Origin of the sequence: Streptomyces bungoensis (genome assembly GCF_001514215.1) — a bacterium.
Classification (GTDB): domain Bacteria; phylum Actinomycetota; class Actinomycetes; order Streptomycetales; family Streptomycetaceae; genus Streptomyces; species Streptomyces bungoensis.
The window spans coordinates 602820-625149 of sequence record NZ_KQ948852.1 but is presented as its reverse complement, the minus strand read 5'-3'; the positions used below and the strand labels follow the sequence as shown (position 1 = coordinate 625149).

Here is a 22330-nt window from a genome sequence, read left to right as displayed (position 1 = left end):
CGCCTGGTCAGCGGCCGAGTGGCCGGCGCGGCAGGGGTGAGGAGTACACCACGCTCGTGGTGACCGAGCCCAGCGCGCCGATCCGGCCCGAGATCTCCTCCAGATGCGGCATCGACCGCGCGGCGACCTTGATGACGAAGCAGTCGTCCCCGGTCACGTGGTGGGCCTCGAGGATCTCCGGGGTCGCCGCCACCAGGTCGTGGAACGGCTTGTAGTTGCCGTTCGGGTACCGCAGGCGCACGAACGCGAGGATCGCCAGGCCCAGGCGCTCGGGGTCGACGACCGCCGCGTACCCCCGGATGACACCGGCCTCCTCCAGGCGGCGCACCCGCTCGGTGACCGCGCTCGGGGACATGGAGACGGCCCGGGCCAGCTCGGCGTAGCTCACCCGGCCGTCGCGCTGCAGGACGTCCAGGATGTGCCAGTCGGTGCTGTCCGGGGAATACACGGTCATGCGCGATGGATAGCAGGGGATCCCGCGGCCGGGCAAGACGGGGGCCGGGGATCGCGGGTCCAGTCGTCCGGAGACGGCCCGGGGGAGGGACCCGGCAGGGCCCCCGGCGGGCCGCGTGGCGTGCGTGTAGGTTCTGCCCATGGCTCGATACGCGGAACCAGGCGCGCTGGAGTGGGTGGAGTCGGGCGGTGGCCCCCTCATAGCCGTGCCGGAGACGGTGCTGCCGTTCTGGGCGGGCGCCGACAGCGAGGAACTCGACACGGACTACGACCGCGCGTGCGAGGTCGACGGGTACGTCGGCCTGCTCCCCGTGGGCGACAGCGCCGCCCTCGTCCTCGGCGACGAACCCGCCTCCACCGCCTACCTGCCCGAGCACGCGACCTTCGTCCGCTGGTCCGCCGGCCACTCCGAGGGCGAACTGCTGGCCCAGGTCCCCGCCGCGCTCGAGGCGGCCGTGTGGGAGCACGAGGTCCACTGGCGCGTGCCGGGACCCGTGGTGCTGTTCGACTCCGCCTGGCCGGGCGGCGAGGCGGGACACCAGGAGCACCTGCGCATCCCCCTCGACGCCGGCCGGTACACCGTGCGCGCCGCCTACGCCCAGCCCGCCCCGGAGACCTGGTTCGGCCTGGTCCAGCTCCGGCGCCTCGCGCACTGAGCCGCCGGGCGGTCAGCGCAGGCCGTCGAAGGCGATCTCCAGGTGGCGCGGGCCGCGCAGCACCGCGTTGCGCCGGTACGGCGGCGGGTCCTGGACCAGCCGTGGGTTGTCGAGCCGCCGGGCCAGCTCCGCCAGCGCGATCTGCGCCTCCAGCCGGGCAAGCGGAGCGCCGAAGCAGCTGTGGATGCCGCTGCCGAAGCCGAGGTGCTGGATGTCCCCGCGGTCCGGGTCGAAGCGCCCGGGGTCGGGGAAGCGCTCCGGGTCCCGGTTGCCCGCGGCGAGGACCAGCCAGATCCGCGAGCCCTTGGGGATCGTGACGCCCCGCACCTCGATGTCGGCGATGCAGGTGCGCTGCGGCACCATCTGCACCGGAGGCTCGTACCGCAGCAGCTCCTCCACGACGTTGACCGCCAGGCGCGGGTCCTCCCGCAGCCGCCGCAGGATCTCCGGGTGGCGCAGCAGGGTGAGCATGCCGTTGGCGATGAGGTTGACCGTCGTCTCGTGCCCGGCGATCAGCAGCAGCACCGCGGTGCTCAGCACCTCCATCATCGTCATGGCACCGTCCGGGCCGCGGCTGTGCACCAGGTCGGACAGCAGGTCGCCGCGCGGCTCCCGGGTGCGCTGCTCGACCAGCCCGGCCAGGTACATGCCCAGCTGGGTGCGGGCCTCCTGCGCGGACTTGGCGAAGTCGGCGCCCGCCTCCTCGCGCGTCTCGGGGTCCAGGCTGGCGACCAGCGGGTCGACCCAGGCCCGGAAGCGCGGCTCGTCCTCGCGGGGCACGCCGAGCAGCCGGCAGATCACGGTCACCGGGAAGGGGTAGGCGAACCGGTCGACCAGGTCGATCCGGCGCGCGTCCCCGAAACCGTCGATCAGGCCGGTGACGATCGCGGCCAGCTCGCCGCGCATGTCGTCCACCCGGCGCGGGGTGTGCGGCGGCCCGAAGGCGCTGTTGGCGATGCGCCGCAGCCGGTCGTGCGCCGGCGGGTCGAGCCGGATGAACGAGGGCGGCAGCCCGGTGTTCTCCGCCTGGGACAGCTCGTCGGCCCCGGCGGCGGCCAGGTTGGCGGCGTCGGAGCTGATCCGCGGGTCGTGCAGCAGGGCCTCGATGTCGTAGTACGAGCTGATGACGTACGGACCGCCCTCCTCCTCGTGCAGCACCGGCGTCCTGCGGAGCTCCTCGTACAGCGGGTACGGGTCGGCACGATGGGCGAAGTCGGTGATCTGGCGCACCAGCGAGGCTTGCGTCGTCATGACAGGTCCTTGGAGCGTCGGGGCCGGGCGGAGGTCGGTGCGGGCGGCAGGTCGGTGCCGGCAGGAGTTCAGTGCCGGGCCGGGGTGAAGACCAGCTGGCGGTCGGCCGGCGAGTAGCCGCTGAGGGTCACCGTGGGGCCGTGGGTCGGCAGGGAGGGGTCGGGGAAGTCCGCCGGGACGGGCTGCCGGCCCTCGGGACGGCGGTCCACCGTGGGGAACTCCACCGGGAACGGGGCGCCCTGCTCGATCTGACGCTGGTAGAACTCCAGCCAGCGGGCGTTGTCGAAGGTCACCGCCGCCACCGTCCGGCCCTGGTGGCCGTAGACCCCGACGAACCGGCGCTCCGCCAGCGACCCCTGAGTGATCATCAGCTGCTCGCCCATCGGGGGCACGCCGACCGACTTGATGTTCACGCCGAACTGCGACGACCAGAACGCGGGCATCCACAGGTGCGGCCGCCGGTCGGCGCCGTGACAGATCATGTTGTGCGCGGCCGTCTCCGCCTGGGCGACGGCGTTGCCCCAGTGCTCCAGCGACAGGAACTGGTAGCCGAACAGCGCGTGCGGGGACCGCGCCACATCCCCAGCGACGAAGACGTCGTCGGTGACGATGCCCCGGAAGTCGAAGGCCCGGCAGCCCGCGTCGCAGGCGACCCCGCGGGGCCCGGCGCCCAGCCCCGACCCGGTCAGCCACTCGGTGTTGCGCTGCGACCCCAGCGAGACGACGACCACGTCCGCCTCGACGACGCTCTCGTCGGACAGGTGGACCGCCCGCACCCTGCCGATCGCGTCGCCCTCCAGCGCGGTCACCGTGACACGGGTGCGCAGGTCCACCCCGTTCTCGAGCTGCAGGTCGGCGGCGACCGCGCCGATCGCCCCGCCGAGCGCGCCCACCAGCGGGGCGCCCGCACGCTCCGCCACGGTGACGGGGATCCCCTTCTCCCGGCAGGCCGAGGCGACCTCCGACCCGGCGAACCCGGCGCCGATGACGACCACCCGGCGCGGCCCCGACCTCAGCCGCTGGTACAGCCGGGCCGCGTCGTCCCGGGTGCGCAGCACGCAGACGCCGTCCAGCCGGGCCTCCTCCTCCTTCGGCCAGGGCCGGGCGCGGACCCCGGTCGCGATGAGCAGCCGGTCGTACTCCACCTCGTCCCCGTCGGCCAGCCGGACCCGTTTGGCGGTCAGGTCCAGGCCCGTCGCGGCGACGCCCAGCCGCCACTTCGCGTCGATCTCCCGGCGGTGGGGGAGTTCGGTGTGGCGCGCGGAGGCCCTGCCCAGCAGGACCGCCTTCGACAGCGGGGGCCGGTCGTACGGCTCGTACGGCTCGTCGCCGATCAGGGTGAGCGACCCGGCGAAGCCCTCCGCGCGCAGGGTCTCGGCGGCGCGCAGGCCGGCCAGCGAGGCCCCCACGATCACGATCCGCCCCTCGCGCCGGAGCCGTTCGAGGTAGTCAGCGACCACCGGATTCCCCCTGCCCGGCCTCAGCCGTCGCGCCGCCGGCGCCGTCCAGTCCGTCGGCCGTGATCGCCTGCACCGGGCAGGCTGCGACGGCACGTGCCAGCCGCTCCCGCTGTTCCTCCGCGGCCCGCGGGTCGTACAGCAGCGCCTCCTCGCCGTGCAGGGCGAAGACGTCGGGCGCGAGGAACGCGCACTGCGCGTACCCCTGACACTTGTTGAGATCGACGACGAGCCTCATCGACGCGGCGCCCCTTCCGGTGGCCAGGTCCGGTGGCGCACCACCCGTCGCGTGCGGCGCCTCCGGACGGCGGTCATGTCCCGCTCGCCAGCATGGAAGCCCCGGCGGGGTCACCGCGCGCCGGAGAAGCCGTCCGGGTGACCGCCGCACGGCGGCGCGCCGCGGGCCGCGCATCGGACGGCGCCCGGCCCTCGGACGGCGCCCGGCCCTCGGACGGAGCCCGCGCATCGGGCGGGGCCCTGCATCGCAGGGGAGCCCGCGTGCCTTGCAGGGAGCTCGCGCATGGCAAGTAGCCCGCGGATCGGATGGAGCCCGCGGATCGGGCGGGGCTCTGCATCGCAGGGGAGCCCGCGTGCATTGCAGGGAGCTCGCGCATGGCAAGTGGCCCGCGGATCGGATGGAGCCCGCGGATCGGGCGGGGCCCTGCATCGCAGGGGAGCCCGCGTGCATTGCAGGGAGCTCGCGCATGGCAAGTGGCCCGCGGATCGGATGGAGCCCGCGGATCGGGCCGGGCTCTGCATCGCAGGGGAGCCCGCGTGCATTGCAGGGAGCTCGCGCATGGCAAGTAGCCCGCGGATCGGATGGAGCCCGCGGATCGGGCGGGGCTCTGCATCGCAGGGGAGCCCGCGTGCATTGCAGGGAGCTCGCGCATGGCAAGTAGCCCGCGGACCGGAGGGAGCCCGCGGATCGGGCGGGGCCCTGCATCGCAGGGGAGCCCGCGTGCATAGCAGGGAGCCCGCGCATCGGGCGGGGCCCTGCATCGCACGGAACCCGCGCGCATCGCAGGGAGCTCGCGCATGGCAAGTAGCCCGCGGACCGGATGGAGCCCGCGCATCACAGGGAGCCCGCGCACCGCATAGAGCCCGCGCACCGCACGGAACCCGCGCATCGCATAGAGCCCGCGCATCGCACGGAGGTGTCACGGGGCGCCCCGGCGGCGGCTCACCGCCCGGTGCCGCCCGGGACCGGGCGCCGGTTCGCGACCCGGCCTCCCGCTTCCGTCCACCGCCGGCCCGCCGCCGGGCAGCGACGGCGGGCGCACAGTGGTGATCACTCCGGGGTGGGACATCGCGAGCGGCCTGCCGGGGCAGATCGCCCGAGCGCCGCAGCCGCCCGCCGTCGACCGCCGTCGCCGGACACGGGACCGCGGTGAACACCGTGGACCCGGTCCGGCGCCGACTCGCATGAGCTTGTCAACTCCCGGATCACTCACCGGTATGGACAGCCCGGGCAGCTCACAGCCGGGACAGTTCGTCCTCCAGGTCGTCCAGGCCCAGCGAACCCTGCGAGAGGGCCGCCATGTGCCAGGCCTTCAGGTCGAACGCGGCGCCGTGCCGCCTGCGCGCGTTCTCGCGGCCCCGCAGCCAGGCCCGCTCGCCGAGCTTGTAGCCGATCGCCTGACCCGGGATCGTCAGGTACCGGGTCAGCTCGCTCTCCACGAAGTCCGCCGGACGGCTGCTGTGCGAACCGAAGAACTCCTGCGCCAGTTCGGGCGTCCAGCGCTCACCCGGGTGGAACGGCGAGTCCGCCGGGATCTCCAGCTCCAGGTGCATGCCGATGTCGACGATCACCCGGGCCGCCCGCATCATCTGCGCGTCCAGGTAGCCGAGCCGCTCCTCCGGGTCCGTCAGGTAGCCCAGCTCGTCCATCAGCCGCTCCGCGTACAGCGCCCACCCCTCCGCGTTGGCGCTGACCCCGCCGACCGTGGCCTGGTAGCGGGACAGGTCCGCGGCCACGTGCGCCCACTGGGCGAGCTGCAGATGGTGCCCGGGCACGCCCTCGTGGTACCAGGTCGACACCAGGTCGTACACCGGGAACCGGGTCAGCCCCATGGTCGGCAGCCAGGTCCGGCCCGGGCGCGAGAAGTCCTCCGACGGAGCGGTGTAGTACGGGGCGGCGGCACCGCCGGGCGGGGCGATGCACGACTCCACCTTCCGCACCCGCTCGGCGAGTTCGAAGTGCGTGCCGTCCAGGTCCGCGATGGCCCGGTCCATCAGGCCCTGCAGCCACCCGCGGACCTCGTCGACGCCCTCGATGTGCCGGCCGTGCTCGTCCAGGTGCGCGAGCGCCACCCACGGCGTCTCGGCGCCGGGCAGGATCTTCTCCGCCTCCTGCCTCATCTCCCCGAGGATGCGGTGGAACTCCGACCAGCCGTACGCGTACGCCTCGTCCAGGTCCAGGTCGGTGCCGTTGAAGTAGCGCGCCCAGCGGGCGTACCGTTCGCGGCCCACCGTGTTCGGCGCGCCCTCGACGGCCGGCGCGTACACGTCCCGCAGCCAGTCCCGCAGCTCCACCAGCGCGGCGGTCGCCGTGCGGGCCGCCTCGTCCAGCTCCGCGCGCAGCGCGTCGGGCCCGGCGGAGGCGAAGTCCTCGTACCAGCCGCGCCCCTTGCCGTCGGTGTCCGTCCACTCGGTGAGCTGCTCGATGTACGTGGCGGTCGGCCGGGGCGCCGCGTACAGCTTCCGGTCCAGGCCCAGCGCGAGGGACTCCCGGTAGCCCGCGACGGCGGCCGGCACCGCGCGCAGCCGCTCGGCGATGGCCGCCCAGTCCTCCTCGGTCTGCGCGGGCGTCACGGTGAAGATCTCCCGCACGGAGTGCCCGGGCGTGCTCATGTTGCCGACCGCGCGCAGGTGCTCGTCGGCCTCGTGCACGGCCAGTTCGGCGGTCAGCCGCTCGCGCAGCAGCCGCCCGCAGCGGCGCTCCACGTCACTGTCCGCGCCGGGCTGCCGCTCCGCCTCGTCGAGCTTCCCGAGAGTGACCCGCGCCAGGTCCGCCAGGGCCTCCTGGCCGGCGGGCGAGTAGTCGGGCAGCCTGCTCGAACTCTCCCTGACACCGAGGTAGGTGCCGGTGACCGGGTCGAGGGCGATGAGGTCGTCGACGTATGCGTCGGCGACCTGACGGGGCAGCGAGATCTGGATGTCGGACATGCCGCCCATCCTCATACGCGGACCGTGCCCGCGTCACCCATGCCTCCCGGATTCAGCCGGGGGCAGAAGCGGCCCGCACTCCCACTGCTGGAAGATCAGCCGCGTCTCCACCCGGGCCACCTCCCGATGGGCGGTGAACTCGTCCAGGACCAGCCGCTGCAGATCGGCCATGTCCGCCACGGCCACGTGCACCAGGTAGTCGTCCGGACCGGTCAGGTGGAACACCGTCCGCGACTCCGGCAGCGCGCGGATCCGCTCCACGAACGGCCCCACCAGCTCCCGCCGATGCGGCCTGACCTGCACCGACAGCAGCGCTTCCAGGCCGCGGCCGAGCTTGGCGGGGTCGAGGCGCAGCTGATGGCCGAGGATCACGCCCGAGCGGCGCAGCCGGGTCACCCGGTCCAGGCAGGTGGACGGTGCCACCCCCACCTGCGCGGCGAGGTCCCGGTAGGTCGTCCGGGCGTCGTTCTGCAACAGCCGCAGCAGATGAAGGTCCACCGGATCCAGTACGAGAGATTCGGCCATGCGCCGAACGTAACACGGGATCCTGGCGCACCGACCCGTCCGGTGTTCACCCTTCCGCCCATGGACTCAAGCCGCACCGGTGCCTACGACGGCGTACGCACCCCATCGAGAGCGCTGGCCACCGAGGCCGTGCACGCCGGCCGCGACGACCTCGCCCGCCAGGGCCTGCACGCCCCGCCGATCGACCTGTCGACCACCTACCCCTCCCACGACAGCCGCGCCGAGGCCGCCCGCATCGACGCCTTCGCCGCCGACGGCGCCGACCCGGTCGGCCCGCCGGTCTACGGCCGGCTCGGCAACCCGACCGTCGCCCGCTTCGAGACCGCCCTCGCCCGGCTGGAGGGCACCGAGTCCGCCGTCGCCTTCGCCAGCGGCATGGCGGCCCTCAGCGCCGTCCTCCTCGCCCGGTCGGCCATGGGCCTGCGCCACGTGGTCGCGGTCCGCCCGCTGTACGGCTGCAGCGACCACCTGCTGACCGCCGGGCTGCTCGGCACCGAGGTCACCTGGACGGACCCGGCCGGCATCACCGACGCGCTGCGCCCGGACACCGGCCTGGTGATGGTCGAGTCCCCGGCCAACCCCACCCTCGCCGAGGTCGACCTGCGGGCCGTCGCCCACGCCTGCGGCTCGGTCCCGCTGCTCGCCGACAACACGTTCGCCACGCCCGTCCTGCAGCGCCCGGCCGAACACGGCGCGCGGCTGGTCCTGCACAGCGCCACCAAGTACCTCGGCGGGCACGGCGACGTCCTGGCCGGTGTGGTGGCCTGCGACGAGGAGTTCGCGGGACGGCTGCGGCAGATTCGTTTCGCCACCGGGGGTGTGCTGCACCCGCTGGCCGGCTATCTGCTGCTCAGGGGCCTGTCCACACTGCCGGTGCGGGTACGGGCCGCCTCCGCGACCGCCGCCGAGCTGGCCGGGCGGCTCGCCGCCGACCCGCGGGTGGCCCGTGTCCACTATCCGAAGCTGGGCGGCGCGATGGTCGCCTTCGAGGTGCACGGCGACCCGCACGAGGTGATCTCCCGCGTCCGGCTGGTCACCCCGGCGGTGAGCCTGGGCAGCGTGGACACGCTCATCCAGCATCCCGCGTCGATCAGCCACCGCATCGTCGACGCCGACGACCGGCGCGGCGCCGGGGTGAGCGACCGCCTGCTGCGGATGTCGGTGGGCCTGGAGGACGTCGACGACCTGTGGGCGGACCTCGACCAGGCCCTCGGAGAGTACGCGCCGAAGGCGGTGCCGCTGCGCGAGGCGGTGCGCTGACCGCACGCCGCGCGGATCCGCGACGCGGGCGGCCCGGCCGGAACGCCGGGCCGCCCGCGGGTGCCTGCGGGGGGAGTCAGTCGCGGCGGGCCGCCCGGTCGAGCCGCGCCTCGCCGGTCCCGTGCGGCGGCCGGGCGGCGGACGGGGCGGTGTCGAGGCGGGCCGTGATGACCAGGGTGCCCTCCTCGATCTGGTAATCCAGCGGCAGCCCGAGGTTGCGCATCGCGGCGACCATGCCGGTGTTGGAGGACCGGGTCACGGCGTACACGCTCTCGCAGCCCGCCTCCGCCGCCATCCCCACCAGCCGGCCGAGCAGTTCGGCGCCGATGCCGCGCCGCTGCCAGTCGTCCTCGACCAGCAGCGCGACCTCGGTCTCGTCACCGTCCCAGAGCAGGTGCCCGAGGCCGACGACGCGGCCGGAGGCGGTCTGGGCGGCCAGGGTCCGCCCGTAGCGCGGGCTGAGCAGGTGGTTCAGATAGCGGTCCGCGTCCCCGACCGGGCCGTGGTAGCGCAGCGCGAGGGTGCGCGGCGAGCACCGCTCGTGCATCGCCCGGGCCGCCGGGAGGTCACCGGTGTCCACGCGCCGCACGGTGATGTCGTTGCCCTCGGGCAGGGTCAGGACGTCGCGGCCCTCCGGGATGCGCGGGCCGAGCCGGCTGTCCAGCTCCACCAGCGCCCTGGCCCGCGCGAACTCGGCCGGCGTGAACGGCAGGTACGGCCGCTCCACGGTGATCACTCCGCCCTCCGGCGCCCGAAGCCGCATGACCGTGTCCTCCAGGACCCCCTCGACCGGCAGCCCCTCCGGGTCGCGGCCCGGGCCGGCCGGGGTGGCGGGCAGCGACCGGATCGTGCACCGGCCGAGCAACTGCCGCAGTGCCAGCGGCAGTTCCGCCGCGTCCAGCGCGGTGCGCACCGCCAGGCCGAGCACCCGGGTGGGAGCGTCCACCAGGTCGTGGGCGTCGGCCCGCTCGATCCACGTGGACGCGCCGCCGGCCAGCGACACCGCCCGGGTGATCTCGGACGCGGACAGCTCCCCGGGCGCCCGCAGCAGGAATTCGTCCACCGTGCCCTCGGCCAGCGGGTGCGTCTGCAGGCTCAGGATGTCGACCCGCTGCCCGGCCAGCGCGGTGCACAGCGCGGCCAGCGAGCCGGGCTCGTCCCGCACCGTCGTCCGCATCCGCCACAGCACGCTCGCCCCCGGCACGCCGTCCGCCGTCGCGTCGTCCTCCGCGGGCCCGGCCGGCCGGGCGCCGGTATCACCGGTCGGCGGCGCGTGCCCGTGGCGCCTGGCCCACCAGGTGTGGAAGGCGACCGTGGCGCCCAGTACCAGGGCCGAGACCACCAGCAGCGCCGGGCCGCCGGGCCCGTGCCCGATCAGGTTCGCCACCGCGTCGGCCACCGCGACGGCCGTGAACAGCGCGGCGAGTTCCACGAGGTCCCGCCGCCAGTGGTGTACCGGCCGTCCGTGCTTCGTCCGGGTCGCGTGAGAGATGTCTGGAGTCATGCATCCACTGTGAAGGAACGGTGTTGCGTGATCACGAACGCATTGTGACCGATGGGTAAAAGCGTACTTCCGTCCGTTTTTGTTGCATTCTTTACTGTCGCGGTGGGGCGGGTCCGTCGGCGGGGCCGAAACACCGCGCCGCGCACCGGGGGATGACGCCGGTGCGCGGCACGGTTCCGAGCGTACGGGACGGGACGGTCCCCCGGGGTGCTACTGGCCGACCCGGCCCGGCTGCAGCGTCCGCGTGAACAGCACGGTGCCGTCCTGCTCGCGCAGACGCACCGTCAGCTCGCCGCTGCCGCCGTCGATGTCGACCTCGCCGAAGAACTGGTAGCCGCCGGCGGGCGAGACGTTCGACGCGGTGGGCGCCTTCACGAACACCCGCTCGGGACCGAAGGTGCCGTCCAGCGCGCTGGCCGGGAACGCGCCGGCGTTCAGCGGCCCGGAGACGAACTCCCAGAACGGCTCGAAGTCGGTGAACGCGGCCCGCGACGGCTGGTAGTGCTGGGCCGAGGTGTGGTGCACGTCCGCCGTCAGCCACACCGTGCCGGTGATCCGGCGGTGCTTGATGAACCGCAGCAGCTCCGCGATCTGCAGCTCCCGGCCGAGCGGGGCTCCCGGGTCGCCCTGCGCGACCGCCTCGAAGTTCGGCTTGTTCTCCGTCGAGTCGGGCACCACGAGCCCGAGCGGCATGTCCGCGGCGATCACCTTCCACACCGCCCGCGACCGGGCCAGCTCCCGCTTGAGCCACTCCAGCTGCTCCCGGCCGAGGATGCCCTGCGGGTCCGTGGTCTGGTCGTCGGGCGAGTTGGCGTCGCGGTAGGACCGCATGTCCAGGACGAACACGTCCAGCAGCGGGCCCTGGCGCAGCACCCGGTGGACGCGCCCGTCCCGGGCGCCCGGGCGGAGTGTGGAGACGGGGAAGTACTCGCTGAACGCCCGCCGGGCGCGCGCCGCCAGGACGTCGATGCTCTTCTCGGTGTACCGGCTGTCGGTGGAGGCGATCACCTCACCCGGGTACCAGTTGTTGCGCACCTCGTGGTCGTCCCACTGGACGATGGACGGCACCTGGGCGTTGAACCGCCGCAGGTTGGCGTCCAGCAGGTTGTAGCGGAAGTTGCCCCGGAACTCGGCGAGGGTCTCCGCGACCTTCGCCTTCTCCTCGGTGGTGACGTTGCGCCAGGTGCTGCCGTCCGGCAGGGCCTGGGTGGCGGAGATGGGGCCGTCGGCGTAGATGTTGTCGCCGCTGCACAGGAAGAAGTCCGGGTCCAGCTTCGCCATCGCGTCGTAGATCCGGTAGCCGCCGCGGTCGGGGTTGATGCCCCAGCCCTGTCCGGCCAGGTCGCCCGACCACAGGAACCGCACCCCGTCCCGGCGGCGCCGGGAGACGGTGCGGAAGGTGCCGGTCACCGGCTCGCCGGTGCGGCGCGGGTCGTCGGGGTCGGCGAGCAGCACGCGGTAGTGGATCTGCTCACCCGCGGGCAGGCCGTGCAGCCGGGTGGTGCCGGTGAAGTCCGTGCCGGCGCCGAGCAGCGGACCCTGCCACCGGCGCGGGTCGCGGAACGACTCGGTGGCCGAGGTCTCCACGATCATCCGGGCCGGGCGGTCCGCACGCACCCAGACCAGCCCGGAGTCGGTGCCCACGTCGCCCGTCTGCACGCCCCACTGCGCCTCGGGGCGCCCGGACAGGGCGAACGCCGGCGCCTCGCCGACGCCCGCGGGCAGGGTCAGGGCCGCCGACGCGGCGACGGAGCCGCGCAGAACGCTGCGGCGGCCCGGGAACGGACGGTGGGACATGGCTGCGCCTCCAGGGACGGGATCCGGCCGGTGTGCAGAGCCACACCTACTGGTGCGCCGCGGCGCGCACGCGAACCGCGGGTGAACAACGGGCCCCGCGCGCCCGGCCCGCCCGGTCACCTCCCGAGCGCCTCGGCCATCAGCCCCACGCCCGCGCGGATGCGGGCCGGAGACAGGTGCGCGTACCCGAGCACCAGACGCACCCGGCCGTCACCGGTACGCGTGTGCGTGCAGGCCCCGAGCGAGCGTACCGCCACCCCCGCGGCCGCGAGCCGCTCCGGCAAGTCCTCCTCCGGGCCGTACCGTTCGGGAAGTTCCGCGATGGCGTGCAGCCCCGCCGCGATCCCCGACACCCGCGCCCCGGGGAAGTGCCCGGCCAGCGCGGCCACCAGGGCGTCGCGCCGCTCCCGGTAGGCGCGCTGGCAGCGGCGCAGCTGCCGGTCGTAGTCGCCGCGCTCCACGTACCGGGCGAACACCGCCTGGTCGAGGGAGGGATGGCCGAGGTCCATGGTCCGCTTGCGCTCGACGACCTCCTCCGCCAGGGCGCCGGGCACCAGCAGCCAGCCCAGCCGCAGCCCCGGCGCCAGCGACTTGCTGACCGAGCCCAGGTAGGCGACGCGCTCGGGGTCCAGGCCCTGCAGGGCGCCCACCGGCGCGCGGTCGTAGCGGAAGTCCCCGTCGTAGTCGTCCTCCAGGACCAGGCCGTCCACCGCCCGCGCCCAGTCCAGGAGTTCGGTGCGCCGCCGCGCGGAGTACGCGATGCCGGTCGGGTACTGGTGCGCCGGCGTCGTCATGACGGCCCGCACGCCCGAGTCGCACAGCGGGCCGAGCGCCAGGCCGTCCCCGTCCAGCGGCAGCGGTACGGCGGCGAGGCCGGCCGCCGCGTACAGGGTGCCGTGCTGCGGGCTGCCCGGTTCCTCCACGCCGATGGTGCGCATCCCGCGCGCGTGGAGCACGGAACCGAGCAGCGCGGTCGCCTGGGCGACACCGGAGACGACCACCAGCCGCTCGGGGTCGGCGACCACTCCCCGGCGGCGGGCGAGCAGCCCCGCGAGCGCCGTGCGCAGCCGGGGCAGCCCGCGCGGGTCCGGGTAGCCGAGCTCGTGGTGCGGCGCCTCGGCCAGCACCGTGCGGTGCACGGCGGCCCAGGCCGCCCGCGGGAACAGCGACAGGTCCGGTGTCCCGGGGACGAAGTCGGCGCGGGTGCCGGGGGAGCGGGGAGCGAGGTCACGCGCGCGCGGGCGGGCGGCCCGCACCGCGTCGCCCACCCAGGTCCCCGCGCCCCGGCCGCTGCGCAGGTAGCCCTCGGCCGTGAGCTGCTCGTACGCCTCCGTGACCAGGCCCCGCGACACGCCGAGGTCGGCGGACAGGTCCCGGCTGGACGGCAGGCGGGTGCCGGGGGCGAGCCGGCCCGCGCGGATCGCCGCGCGCAACGCCTCCTGCAGGGCGCGGCCCCGGGTGCGCGGCGGTGCCGAGGCGGCGGGCAGCAGCAGCTCCCAGGCCGCGGAACCCGCGAGCGAGCCCCGAGTGGTCCCCGATGACGTCATGGAAGTGGACCTTAAACCGGACCGCTCGCCTTCCTACCGTCGCCGTCATGAACGCCACGACCACAGCCTCAGCCACGACCACAGCCTCAGCCACGACCACAGCCTCAGCCACGACCACAGCCTCAGCCACGGCCGGAGCCGTTGACACGGCTCCGGCCCCAGCCGCTGCCACCGCCCGCACCGACACCCGCACACCCGCGTGAACGCCGCCACCCACCACGGCGCCTTCATGGCCGCGCTCGCCTGCGTGCTCGTCGGCGCATCCTTCACCGCCAACAGCGTCCTGGGCCACTACCCCTACGCCGGCGGCCAGTTCCTGCGCTACGGACTGGCCTGCCTGCTCCTCGCCCCGCTCGCCGGGCGGGACGCGGGCCGGCGGCTGCGCGGGCTCGGACCCCGCCAGTGGGCCCGCCTGGCCCTGCTCGCGGCCGTCGGCATGGTCGGCTTCAACCTGGCCGTCCTCGCCGCCGAACGCAGCGCCGAGCCCGCCGTCCCGGGGGTGTTCGTGGGCTGCGCGCCGGTCGTGGTGGCCGTGCTCGTCCCGGTCCTGGACGGGCGCCGTCCGCAGCGCGCGGTGCTGCGGGGCGCGCTGCTCGTCGCCGCCGGCGCGTTCACCGTGCAGGGCTGGGGTCGTACGGACGGGCCCGGCCTCGCCCTCTCGGCCTGCGCGCTGGGCGGCGAGGTGGGGTTCGCGGTCCTCGCCGCGCCCGTGCTGCGCCCGCTCGGGCCGCGGCTGCTGTCCGCCGTGGTGTGCGGCGTCGCCGCGGCCGAGTCCGCGCTCACCGGCGCCCTCCTCGACGGCGGTGCCTGGCTGCGCCGCCCCGGCGCCACCGAGACCGCCGCGCTGCTGTGGCAGGCCGCGGTCGTCACCGTCGTCGGCTTCGTCTGCTGGTACCGGGGGATGCAGCGGCTCGGCGCTGAGCGCGCCACGCTCTTCTCCGGGCTCATCCCGGTGGCCGCCGCCTGCACCGCCCCGCTCGTCGGCACGGGCACCTACGGGCTCGCGCAGGCCGCGGGCAGCGCCCTGGTGGGCGCCGGGGTCGCCCTGGGCTCCGGTGCGCTCCGCGGACGCGGGTCAGCGGCTGCCGTCGAGGATGACGCGCGCGACCAGCGCCGGGTCGTCGTTCATCGGGCAGTGCCCGCACCCGGGGAGCCGCACCAGCCGGGCGTGCGGGATCATCGTCTTGGCGCGCACGCCCTGGCGGCGCACCAGGAGCCGGTCCCGGGTGCCCCAGGCCACGGTGACCGGCAGGCCCGCGAGGCCGTCGGTGAACCGGACGGTGGTGCCCGCCCGCAGGGTCGCCTCGAAGCCGGTGGCCCCCGCGAGCGCGAGCGTCTCGGCGACCACGGCCTCGGGTGAACGCCGGGCGGGGCGGCCGTAGATGGTGCTGGTCAGCGCCGTGCGGCCGGCCGCGCTGCGGGACAGCCGCTCCACCAGGGGCAGCGGGAGCCGCTGGGAGATGCCCCGCATGGCGAGCAGCACCGCGAAGGCGTAGCGCCGCTCGGCCTCGCTCCAGAAGCCAGCCGGCGACAGGGCGGTGACGGACCGCACGCGCCTCTCGCGGCCCAGCTCCAGGGCCAGCAGGCCGCCCAGGGAGTTGCCGGCCACGTGCGGGCGGTCCAGGTCCAGCGCCTCGAACAGGGCGCCGAGCACGGAGTCGGTCGTGGCCAGGTCGTAGGACAGGCCGGCCGGCAGGCCCGGGGACGCGCCGAAGCCCGGCAGATCCGGGACGATCACCTCGCGCTCCGTGGCGAGGATGTCCACCACCGGGTCCCACGCCTGCCGGTGGTGGCCGATGCCGTGCAGCAGGACCAGCGGTTCACCGCGCCCCACGCGCGCGTAGGACACGGTCACGTCCCGCGGGCCGTGCGCGGTGGGGACCGGGAAGGAGACGGTGGCGGACATGGGGGTGCTCCTCGTCTGGGGGTGCCGACGGACGCCGTAGACAGCTTGTCAGCAATTACTACCCGTCGGTAGCCCCCGGCCGGTTCGCGGGTCACCGCCGCCCGGTCCCCGTGCGCCCCGCTAACGCGCGCGGCGCACCTCGACGTTGAAGTCCGCGTGCCCGAACCGCCCGAAGAGGGTGATCCACAGCGGCAGCAGCATCTCCACGGCCCGCGCCGCGCGGATGCCGCCCAGGTCCAGCACGCGCTCCGCCGGCCAGCCGAACTCGCCGAGCAGCTCGCGCACCTGGTCCTTGGCGCCGTCGTCCTCGCCGCACACGAACAGGTTGTGCTCGCCCGGCACCCGGCCCGGATCCACCATCACCCTGCAGTTGACGGTGTTCAGCGTCTTCACCACGCGCGCGTGCGGGAACTCCCGCTGGATCCGCTCGCCCACGCTGTCGGACTCCACCGGGTCCAGGCGCACCTCGCCCTCCTCGACCGCCAGCGGGTTGGAGACGTCCACCAGGACCTTGCCGTCCAGGTTCTCCGCACCCGCCGCCCGCAGCGCCGCGAGGGCCACCCGGCCGCCCACCGCGTTCACGACCACGTCGGCCGCGGCGGCCGCCTCCGCGAACGTCCCCGCGTGCGCCCGCCCGCCCGCGACCGTGGCCCACTCCCGGGCCACCGGGTTGTCCTTCGCGCGCGCACCGAGGGTCACCTCGTACCCCAGCTCGACGAGCCTGCCCGCCAGCGTGCGGCCCACCTCGCCCGTGCCCGGCACCGCGTACCGCATCGGTCACCTCCCGGACCCCGGCCGCCGGCGGTCCGCCGACATTGTGTTCCGGTCCGTCCCTGGACGAGCCCATTCCGCCCGGCCGCCCCGGGGTGTGTCGGCAGGGCCCCGGTCACCGGCCGGGGACCGGGGATTGGTCTTGACCAAGGGGTACGGCCGTCCTATGGTCGCGTATAAGTGCAACAACCTTTAATAAACAAGGGCGCCAAAAACCGCCGGACCACGGCTCATGCGGAGGACAGGGTGGGGACCACGCAGCTGGAATCGGTGCCGGAACCGAAGTACTGGCATCTCAAGACCGTGCTCAGTGAGGCACTGGACTCCGAGTTCTCGGTCGGTGAGATCCTGCCCAACGAGCGCGATCTCGCCGCCCGCTTCGGGGTGGCCCGGGCCACGCTCCGCCAGGCCCTCGAACAGCTCGAACTGGAGGGCCGGCTGCAGCGCCGCCGCGGCGTCGGCACGACCGTCGCGCCGCCGCGCGTGGGCGTGGCCGTCGGCACCCGCCGGCACGTCTGGCCGGGGGCCGCCGACGACGCCTGGCAGCTCGTGGACTGCGTCCAGGCCGCGCCGCCCGCGGCCGTCGCCGCCGCCCTGGAGACCGGCGCCGGTGAGACCGTGCACACGGTGCGCCGCTCCCGGACGTCCCACGGCCAGCTCGTCGCCACCGAACTGCTCTACGTCCCGGCCGCCTCCGTGCCGGACCTCACCGCGATCGACGCCCCGAACGGCCCGGCACGCGCGCGTGCGGTGCTGCGTGAACTGCAGCGCCTGGACCTGGAGGGCCAGGACCGCGCCGTCGAGCTGGGTTCGGCCCGCGCGGACGACGCGAAGGACCTCGACCGGCTGCCCGGCGCCCCCGTCCTGGTCGTCACCACCCGCTTCCACGCCGAGGGCCGCACCGCCGCCCTCTCCGTGGCCACCTACCGCGCGGACACCTGCCGCCTCACCTTCGGCGACTCACCCGACGTGGAGATACACCACGATCCGGAGCAGCGGGCGTCCTGAACCCGCCCCGCCCCACCGCGCCCCGGGAACTCCACCGGGGCGCGAGGTGTTTCGGCCCCGGCCCGGCTGACTCGGTCCACCCCTGCCCGGTCCTGCACCCCTTCGCCGTCCCGGCCGGCCGCGCGGCACCGCCCTTTCTCGACCCCGCCGTTCAGGCGGTACCCGGCCTCCGTGACCGGTTGCGCGGGGAAGCAGCGGCCGGGCAGGGCAGGCCGGCGGTGGCAGGCGCCGGACGGGCCGCGTCGGTGTGCACCCCGTCCGCGGCGGCGCACCGGCGCGGGTGGTCGCCGGGGCCGGCCCGCTCAGCGGCGTGCCGTCACCGTGCCCTCCACCGCGAAGAGTTGCTCCTCCACGTGGTCGAGGGCCAGCCGGAGCGCGCCGGTCGGCACGGCCGCCTCACCGAGCAGGGACAGCGCGACGCGGGGCGGCCGGAGGCAGTAGCGGGCGAGTTCGCGGCGCAGCGGCTCCAGCACGCCGTCCAGCCCGGCCGCCCAGCCGCCGATCACGACCAGCTCCGGATCGAGCGCGAGCACCAGCGCGGCCACGTCGTGGACGAGTCGCTGGATGAACCGCTCGACGGCCGCCCGGGCCCGCTGGTCGCCCTCCCGGGCGAGCGCGAACACCTCGGCGACGGCCTGCTCGTCCAGCGGGTGCAGCGGCTCGTCGGTGGTGGACAGCAGCGTCTCCGGTGTCGCCTCCCGGCCCAGCAGGTGCAGCGCGCCGATCTCGCCGGCCGCCCCGCCGTACCCCCGGTGCAGCCGCCCGCCGATCAGCGCACCCGCGCCCGGGCTGAGCCCGGCCAGCACGAACACCACGTCGTCGGTCTCCGTCGCCGCGCCCTTCCAGTGCTCGGCGACGGCCGCCGCGTTGGCGTCGTTCTCCACCAGCACCGGGCACTTGAAGGAGCGGCTGAGCCGTTCCCCGAGGCGCAGGCCGGTCCACTCCGGCAGCGCGGTGCCCAGCCGGACCGTTCCGTCGGCCTCCACGATGCCCGGCGTCCCCACCCCGACCGCCCGCAGGGAGTCGCGCGCGATCCCGGCCCGGCGCAGCAGTTCCGCGACCGCGCCGCGCAGCCGGTCCAGCCGCTCGTCCGCCGGTGCGGTCTCGTCGACCTCCTTTGCCTGCGCGCCCAGCACCCGGCCGTCCAGGTCGGACAGCAGCGCGGCCACCCGGTGCGCGCCGATCTCCAGACCGAGCAGGTGCCCGGCCTCCGCCCGGAACCGGAACCGGCGGGCGGGCCGGCCCTGACGGCGTGCGGTGCCCTCCTCGGCGGCCTTCTCCACCACGAGCCCGGCCTCGATGAGCCCTTCCACGACCCCCTCGACGGTCGGCCGGGACAGTCCGGTGACCCGGGTGATCTCGGTGAGCGTCGCGCAGTCCGTGGCACGCAGCGCGTGCAGCACCACCGCCGAGTTGATCCTCCGCAGCAGCGAGGGATCGCCACCGGTCAGCTGCCCCACGGTCCGTCCTCCCAGCTCGCGGGCGTGTTGGGCGGATCGTACTCGGCCCGCGCCACCCCGGCGAGCGCCGGACGGGCGGGATCCCCGGCGGCGGCCGGCACCGGGGAGCCGGGCGGCGCGGCGGCGGGCCTGCTCGCGGGTGCGCGGGCCCTGCCGCGAAAGGGCGCCTGACGGGCCGCCAATTGTCAGTGGGTCCCGCTTTACTGGATCACATGGACATCGCGAACTGTCTTGCCGTGATCGACCGGCTTTGCGCCCGCGAGTTGCCGGCGGAGCACGGCAGGACGGACGTCGGCACGGGCGGGCCCGGCTACCTGACGGCCGCGCTGGAGACCAGCGGCGACTTCCACGAGGACGACGGCACCGAGCGGGAGGAGACGGAGGCGCAGTTCGAGGCCGATCGGGACGCGCTGGGGGAGCGGCTGGCCGAGCGATGGGGGCCGGCGGCCGCGTTCGGCCTGGCCGGGGTGTTCCTGCGCACGATGGCGGGGGAGGAGATACCGGAGCCCTGGGGCACGCTCGCCTCGCACGTCCCGGACGTGCAGGTGTGGCGGGCCGCGGACCGCTGGATAGCCCTGGGCGTGTCCCAGTGGGACGGCGAACTGCCCTTCCAGTTGCTGGCGGTGGTCACCTCCACGGACCCGCCCTGAGCGCGAGCGCGACCCGCTCCAGCCGGAACGCTCTACGTGAGCGCCGCTTCCCGCAGCCGGGCGAACTCCTCCGCCATCGTCGCCGCCGTCCAGTGCGCGTTCAGACCGCTGGGGTTGGGCAGCACCCACACCCGGCTCTCCCCGATGACCCGTTCCTGCGGCCCCACTTGCGCCCTGCGGTCCCCGAACGCGGTCCGGTACGCGGTCACCCCGACCACCGCCAGCCACCTCGGCCGCCGCAGCGCCACCTTGGCCGCCAGCAGCCGCCCGCCCTCGAGGTACTCCTCGGCGGTCAGCTCGTCGGCCCGCGCGGTGGCCCGCGCCACCACGTTCGTGATGCCCAGGCCGTAGGCGAGCAGCTCGTGCTGCTCCGCGGGCTTCAGCAGCCTCGGGGTGAAGCCGGACAGGTGCAGCACCGGCCAGAACCGGTTGCCCGGCCGCGCGAAGTGGTGGCCCGTGGCCGCCGTCAGCAGACCGGGGTTGATGCCGCTGAACAGCACCTGGAGACCGTCCGCGATGACGTCCGGGACGAGCCGGTCGCGGGCGGCCTCCAGGTCGGCCTTGGTGAAGCGGGTCAGAGGATCGCTCCGGGGGTGTAGCCGGCGGCCTCCGGGCGCTGCTTGACGATCTCCTCGATCCGGCCGGCGACCGCACCGACCTGGCCCGCGGCCGCGCCGGTGAAGGACAGCTTGTCCGCCATCAGGGCCGCCAGCTGCTCGCGGTCGAGCGGGAGGCGCTCGTCGGCGGCCAGCTTGTCGAGCAGGTCGTTGCGCTCGGCGCCCTGCTCGCGCATCGCGAGCGCGGTGGCGACGGCGTTCTCCTTGATCGCCTCGTGCGCGACCTCACGGCCCACACCCGCCCGCACGGCGCCCATGAGCACCTTGGTCGTGGCGAGGAACGGCAGGTACCGGTCCAGCTCGCGGGCGACGACGGCCGGGAACGCGCCGAACTCGTCGAGCACCGTCAGGAACGTCTCCAGCAGGCCGTCCAGCGCGAAGAACGCGTCGGGCAGCGCGACCCGGCGCACCACCGAGCAGGACACGTCGCCCTCGTTCCACTGGTCGCCCGCCAGCTCGCCGGTCATGGAGGCGTACCCGCGCAGGATGACCATGAGGCCGTTGACGCGCTCGCAGGAGCGGGTGTTCATCTTGTGCGGCATCGCCGAGGAGCCCACCTGGCCCGGCTTGAAGCCCTCGGTGACCAGCTCGTGCCCGGCCATCAGCCGGATCGTCTTGGCCAGCGAGGACGGCGCCGCCGCCAGCTGCACCAGCGCGGTGACGACCTCGTAGTCCAGCGAGCGCGGGTAGACCTGGCCGACCGAGGTGAACGCCTGCGAGAAGCCCAGGTGCCGCGCGATGCGGTCCTCCAGCTCGGCGAGCCGGGACGCGTCCCCGCCGAGCAGGTCCAGCATGTCCTGCGCCGTGCCCACCGGACCCTTGATGCCGCGCAGCGGGTAGCGGTCCAGCAGCTCCTCGACCCGGCCGTACGCCACCAGCAGCTCGTCGGCGGCGGTCGCGAAGCGCTTGCCGAGGGTGGTGGCCTGCGCGGCGACGTTGTGCGAGCGGCCGGCCATGACCAGCTCGGCGTACTCGCCCGCGAGCCGGCCCAGCCGCGCCAGTACGGCCACCGTGCGGTCGCGCACCAGCTCCAGCGACAGCCGGATCTGCAGCTGCTCGACGTTCTCGGTGAGGTCGCGGGAGGTCATGCCCTTGTGCACGTGCTCGTGCCCGGCGAGGTCGTTGAACTCCTCGATCCGCGCCTTCACGTCGTGCCGGGTGACCTTCTCGCGCTCGGCGATCGAGGCCAGGTCGACGGTGTCGAGGACCCGCTCGTAGTCGGCGATGGCCTCGTCCGGCACCTCGATGCCGAGGTCCTTCTGGGCCCGCAGCACGGCGAGCCAGAGCTGCCGCTCCAGCTTCACCTTCTGCTCGGGCGACCAGAGCGTGGCGAGCTCGGGCGAGGCGTAGCGTCCGGCGAGGACGTTGGGGATGCGGGGCTTGGCGGGCGCAGAAGTCACGTGTCCAGAGTCTACTGGCGGTTCGTGCAGGCCAGCGCCACGGTCCCGTTCGGCGGAAGTTACGAGACCCGCGTCACCCTGCCGCGCTGGCGAGGGTGCTACGCCCCGCCCTCGTACGGCAGCAGGTCGGGCCGCTTCGGGGGCAGGCCGTCGCCGGAGGAGCGGCCGGTCAGGCGGCGGCCTATCCAGGGCAGCAGGTGCTGCCGGGCGAACCGGGCGTCCGCGACCCGGCGGGTCAGCCAGCCCGGCGGCAGCGTGGCCGGCATCGGCGTGTGCCAGTCGGCGTCCTCGGGGTCGTAGCCGAGTGCCTGCCACACCGCCTCGGCGACCCGGCGGTGCCCCTCGGCCGTCAGGTGCAGCCGGTCCACGTCCCACAGGCGCGGGTCGGCGAGCGACGGCGCCCCGTACAGGTCGACCACCAGGGCGCCGTGCTTCCCGGCCAGCTCGTCGACGCAGGCGAACAGCTCCTCCATGCGCGGCCGGAACCGCTCCAGCACCGGCCCCTGCCGGCCCGGGCTGCGCATCAGCACCAGCTGACCGCACGACGGGGCGAGCCGCTCCACCGCCTCGGTCAGCAGGCCCTTCACCCGGCCCATGTCGCACTTGGGGCGCAGCGTGTCGTTGAGGCCGCCGACGAGCGTGACGACGTCGGCCTTCATCGCGGCCGCCACGTCCACCTGCTCGTCGACGATCTGCCGGATCAGCTTCCCGCGCACGGCGAGGTTGGCGTACCGGAAGCCGGGGGTGCGGGCCGCCATCCGGGCGGCGAGGAGGTCGGCCCAGCCCCGGTAGGAGCCGTCGGGGAGCAGGTCCGACATGCCCTCGGTGAAGGAGTCGCCGACCGCGACCAGGCTGGTGTGGGCGGGAGATGCGGGATTCGTCTGCATGGCGACAGCGATGGTA

The 22330-nt window shown here is 74.8% G+C and carries 19 protein-coding genes and 1 pseudogene; 5 read left to right on the top strand and 15 right to left on the bottom strand.

The genetic code is table 11. The annotated features are described in order from the left end of the window. Positions 1 to 7: 7 nt before the first annotated feature. A complete protein-coding gene (locus tag AQJ66_RS07035; protein WP_061918105.1) occupies positions 8 to 454 on the bottom strand; it encodes an Lrp/AsnC family transcriptional regulator in 447 nt (148 codons plus the stop codon). A gap of 139 nt (positions 455 to 593) precedes the next feature. Between AQJ66_RS07035 and AQJ66_RS07030 the strand changes: the two genes are divergently transcribed. Then, positions 594 to 1109 (top strand): immunity 21 family protein, encoded by a 516-nt coding sequence (locus tag AQJ66_RS07030; RefSeq protein ID WP_061918103.1) that lies wholly within the window; start codon positions 594 to 596, stop codon positions 1107 to 1109. Between the two features lie 12 nt (positions 1110 to 1121). Here the strand turns inward: AQJ66_RS07030 and AQJ66_RS07025 are convergent, their stop codons facing one another. The 5 genes from AQJ66_RS07025 to AQJ66_RS07005 form a co-directional block, all read right to left on the bottom strand. After that, entirely contained in the window at positions 1122 to 2360 is a 1239-nt protein-coding gene (locus AQJ66_RS07025; RefSeq protein WP_061918101.1) for a cytochrome P450, read from the bottom strand. A gap of 68 nt (positions 2361 to 2428) precedes the next feature. Then, positions 2429 to 3820 carry an NAD(P)/FAD-dependent oxidoreductase gene (locus AQJ66_RS07020; RefSeq protein WP_061918099.1) on the bottom strand — a complete coding sequence of 464 codons (1392 nt, stop codon included), beginning with the start codon at positions 3818 to 3820 and terminating at the stop codon, positions 2429 to 2431. Beyond that, positions 3810 to 4055 (bottom strand): ferredoxin, encoded by a 246-nt coding sequence (locus AQJ66_RS07015; protein ID WP_061918097.1) that lies wholly within the window; start codon positions 4053 to 4055, stop codon positions 3810 to 3812. Before AQJ66_RS07015 ends, AQJ66_RS07020 begins: the two co-directional genes overlap by 11 nt. Before the next feature lie 1235 nt (positions 4056 to 5290). Continuing rightward, the gene (locus AQJ66_RS07010; protein WP_061918095.1) at positions 5291 to 6982 is read right to left on the bottom strand and encodes a DUF885 domain-containing protein; all 1692 of its coding nucleotides are present in this window, start codon (positions 6980 to 6982) and stop codon (positions 5291 to 5293) included. A 33-nt stretch (positions 6983 to 7015) separates the two neighbouring features. Then, a complete protein-coding gene (locus AQJ66_RS07005; RefSeq protein WP_061918093.1) occupies positions 7016 to 7507 on the bottom strand; it encodes an Lrp/AsnC family transcriptional regulator in 492 nt (163 codons plus the stop codon). A 60-nt stretch (positions 7508 to 7567) separates the two neighbouring features. On the opposite strand from AQJ66_RS07005, the gene AQJ66_RS07000 reads away from it, so the two are divergent. Next, the gene (locus AQJ66_RS07000) at positions 7568 to 8767 is read left to right on the top strand and encodes a trans-sulfuration enzyme family protein (protein WP_061918091.1); all 1200 of its coding nucleotides are present in this window, start codon (positions 7568 to 7570) and stop codon (positions 8765 to 8767) included. Between the two features lie 76 nt (positions 8768 to 8843). Here the strand turns inward: AQJ66_RS07000 and AQJ66_RS06995 are convergent, their stop codons facing one another. From AQJ66_RS06995 to pdxR, 3 genes are all read right to left on the bottom strand, one after another. Beyond that, on the bottom strand, positions 8844 to 10271 hold the full coding sequence (locus AQJ66_RS06995; protein ID WP_061918089.1) for a GNAT family N-acetyltransferase: 1428 nt from the start codon (positions 10269 to 10271) through the stop codon (positions 8844 to 8846). Positions 10272 to 10481: 210 nt separating this feature from the next. Further along, the gene (locus AQJ66_RS06990) at positions 10482 to 12068 is read right to left on the bottom strand and encodes an alkaline phosphatase D family protein (RefSeq protein ID WP_061918087.1); all 1587 of its coding nucleotides are present in this window, start codon (positions 12066 to 12068) and stop codon (positions 10482 to 10484) included. A gap of 116 nt (positions 12069 to 12184) precedes the next feature. Next, positions 12185 to 13615, bottom strand: a complete 1431-nt coding sequence (gene pdxR, locus AQJ66_RS06985) for a MocR-like pyridoxine biosynthesis transcription factor PdxR (RefSeq protein WP_061918085.1) — start codon at positions 13613 to 13615, stop codon at positions 12185 to 12187. Positions 13616 to 13844: 229 nt separating this feature from the next. Between pdxR and AQJ66_RS36995 the strand changes: the two are divergent. Then, positions 13845 to 14603 (top strand): annotated as a pseudogene (locus tag AQJ66_RS36995) (EamA family transporter); the annotation flags it as partial. 87 nt (positions 14604 to 14690) lie between these two features. Here the strand turns inward: AQJ66_RS36995 and AQJ66_RS06975 are convergent. Both AQJ66_RS06975 and AQJ66_RS06970 read right to left on the bottom strand, forming a co-directional pair. Continuing rightward, positions 14691 to 15521 carry an alpha/beta fold hydrolase gene (locus tag AQJ66_RS06975; protein WP_061918083.1) on the bottom strand — a complete coding sequence of 277 codons (831 nt, stop codon included), beginning with the start codon at positions 15519 to 15521 and terminating at the stop codon, positions 14691 to 14693. Between the two features lie 120 nt (positions 15522 to 15641). Further along, a complete protein-coding gene (locus AQJ66_RS06970) occupies positions 15642 to 16295 on the bottom strand; it encodes an NADPH-dependent F420 reductase (RefSeq protein ID WP_061918081.1) in 654 nt (217 codons plus the stop codon). Between the two features lie 243 nt (positions 16296 to 16538). Here AQJ66_RS06970 and AQJ66_RS06965 point away from each other — a divergent pair, with 243 nt between their 5' ends. After that, positions 16539 to 17300: a GntR family transcriptional regulator gene (locus AQJ66_RS06965; protein ID WP_061918079.1), complete on the top strand. Its 762-nt coding sequence runs from the start codon at positions 16539 to 16541 to the stop codon at positions 17298 to 17300. Between the two features lie 302 nt (positions 17301 to 17602). Here AQJ66_RS06965 and AQJ66_RS06960 read toward each other — a convergent pair whose 3' ends face one another. Beyond that, complete coding sequence (locus tag AQJ66_RS06960) at positions 17603 to 18760, bottom strand: ROK family transcriptional regulator (RefSeq protein WP_061918077.1); 1158 nt, start codon at positions 18758 to 18760, stop codon at positions 17603 to 17605. A gap of 212 nt (positions 18761 to 18972) precedes the next feature. Here AQJ66_RS06960 and AQJ66_RS06955 point away from each other — a divergent pair, with 212 nt between their 5' ends. Continuing rightward, complete coding sequence (locus AQJ66_RS06955) at positions 18973 to 19410, top strand: hypothetical protein (RefSeq protein ID WP_061918076.1); 438 nt, start codon at positions 18973 to 18975, stop codon at positions 19408 to 19410. 32 nt (positions 19411 to 19442) lie between these two features. Here the strand turns inward: AQJ66_RS06955 and mug are convergent, their stop codons facing one another. From mug to AQJ66_RS06940, 3 genes are all read right to left on the bottom strand, one after another. Beyond that, positions 19443 to 19988, bottom strand: a complete 546-nt coding sequence (gene mug / locus AQJ66_RS06950) for a G/U mismatch-specific DNA glycosylase (RefSeq protein WP_079060098.1) — start codon at positions 19986 to 19988, stop codon at positions 19443 to 19445. After that, a complete protein-coding gene (gene purB, locus AQJ66_RS06945; protein ID WP_061918072.1) occupies positions 19985 to 21427 on the bottom strand; it encodes an adenylosuccinate lyase in 1443 nt (480 codons plus the stop codon). Before purB ends, mug begins: the two co-directional genes overlap by 4 nt. 98 nt (positions 21428 to 21525) lie before the next feature. Then, complete coding sequence (locus AQJ66_RS06940) at positions 21526 to 22314, bottom strand: SGNH/GDSL hydrolase family protein (RefSeq protein ID WP_061918070.1); 789 nt, start codon at positions 22312 to 22314, stop codon at positions 21526 to 21528. Positions 22315 to 22330: the final 16 nt, after the last annotated feature.

Bases quoted from the DNA above. Each gene is read 5' to 3' on its own strand.
- AQJ66_RS07035 (WP_061918105.1), bottom strand. From the start codon at position 454: ATGACCGTGTATTCCCCGGACAGCACCGACTGGCACATCCTGGACGTC.
- AQJ66_RS07030 (WP_061918103.1), top strand. From the start codon at position 594: ATGGCTCGATACGCGGAACCAGGCGCGCTGGAGTGGGTGGAGTCGGGC.
- AQJ66_RS07025 (WP_061918101.1), bottom strand. From the start codon at position 2,360: ATGACGACGCAAGCCTCGCTGGTGCGCCAGATCACCGACTTCGCCCAT.
- AQJ66_RS07015 (WP_061918097.1), bottom strand. From the start codon at position 4,055: ATGAGGCTCGTCGTCGATCTCAACAAGTGTCAGGGGTACGCGCAGTGC.
- AQJ66_RS07010 (WP_061918095.1), bottom strand. From the start codon at position 6,982: ATGTCCGACATCCAGATCTCGCTGCCCCGTCAGGTCGCCGACGCATAC.
- AQJ66_RS07005 (WP_061918093.1), bottom strand. From the start codon at position 7,507: ATGGCCGAATCTCTCGTACTGGATCCGGTGGACCTTCATCTGCTGCGG.
- AQJ66_RS07000 (WP_061918091.1), top strand. From the start codon at position 7,568: ATGGACTCAAGCCGCACCGGTGCCTACGACGGCGTACGCACCCCATCG.
- AQJ66_RS06995 (WP_061918089.1), bottom strand. From the start codon at position 10,271: ATGACTCCAGACATCTCTCACGCGACCCGGACGAAGCACGGACGGCCG.
- AQJ66_RS06990 (WP_061918087.1), bottom strand. From the start codon at position 12,068: ATGTCCCACCGTCCGTTCCCGGGCCGCCGCAGCGTTCTGCGCGGCTCC.
- pdxR (WP_061918085.1), bottom strand. From the start codon at position 13,615: ATGACGTCATCGGGGACCACTCGGGGCTCGCTCGCGGGTTCCGCGGCC.
- AQJ66_RS06975 (WP_061918083.1), bottom strand. From the start codon at position 15,521: ATGTCCGCCACCGTCTCCTTCCCGGTCCCCACCGCGCACGGCCCGCGG.
- AQJ66_RS06970 (WP_061918081.1), bottom strand. From the start codon at position 16,295: ATGCGGTACGCGGTGCCGGGCACGGGCGAGGTGGGCCGCACGCTGGCG.
- AQJ66_RS06955 (WP_061918076.1), top strand. From the start codon at position 18,973: ATGGACATCGCGAACTGTCTTGCCGTGATCGACCGGCTTTGCGCCCGC.
- AQJ66_RS06940 (WP_061918070.1), bottom strand. From the start codon at position 22,314: ATGCAGACGAATCCCGCATCTCCCGCCCACACCAGCCTGGTCGCGGTC.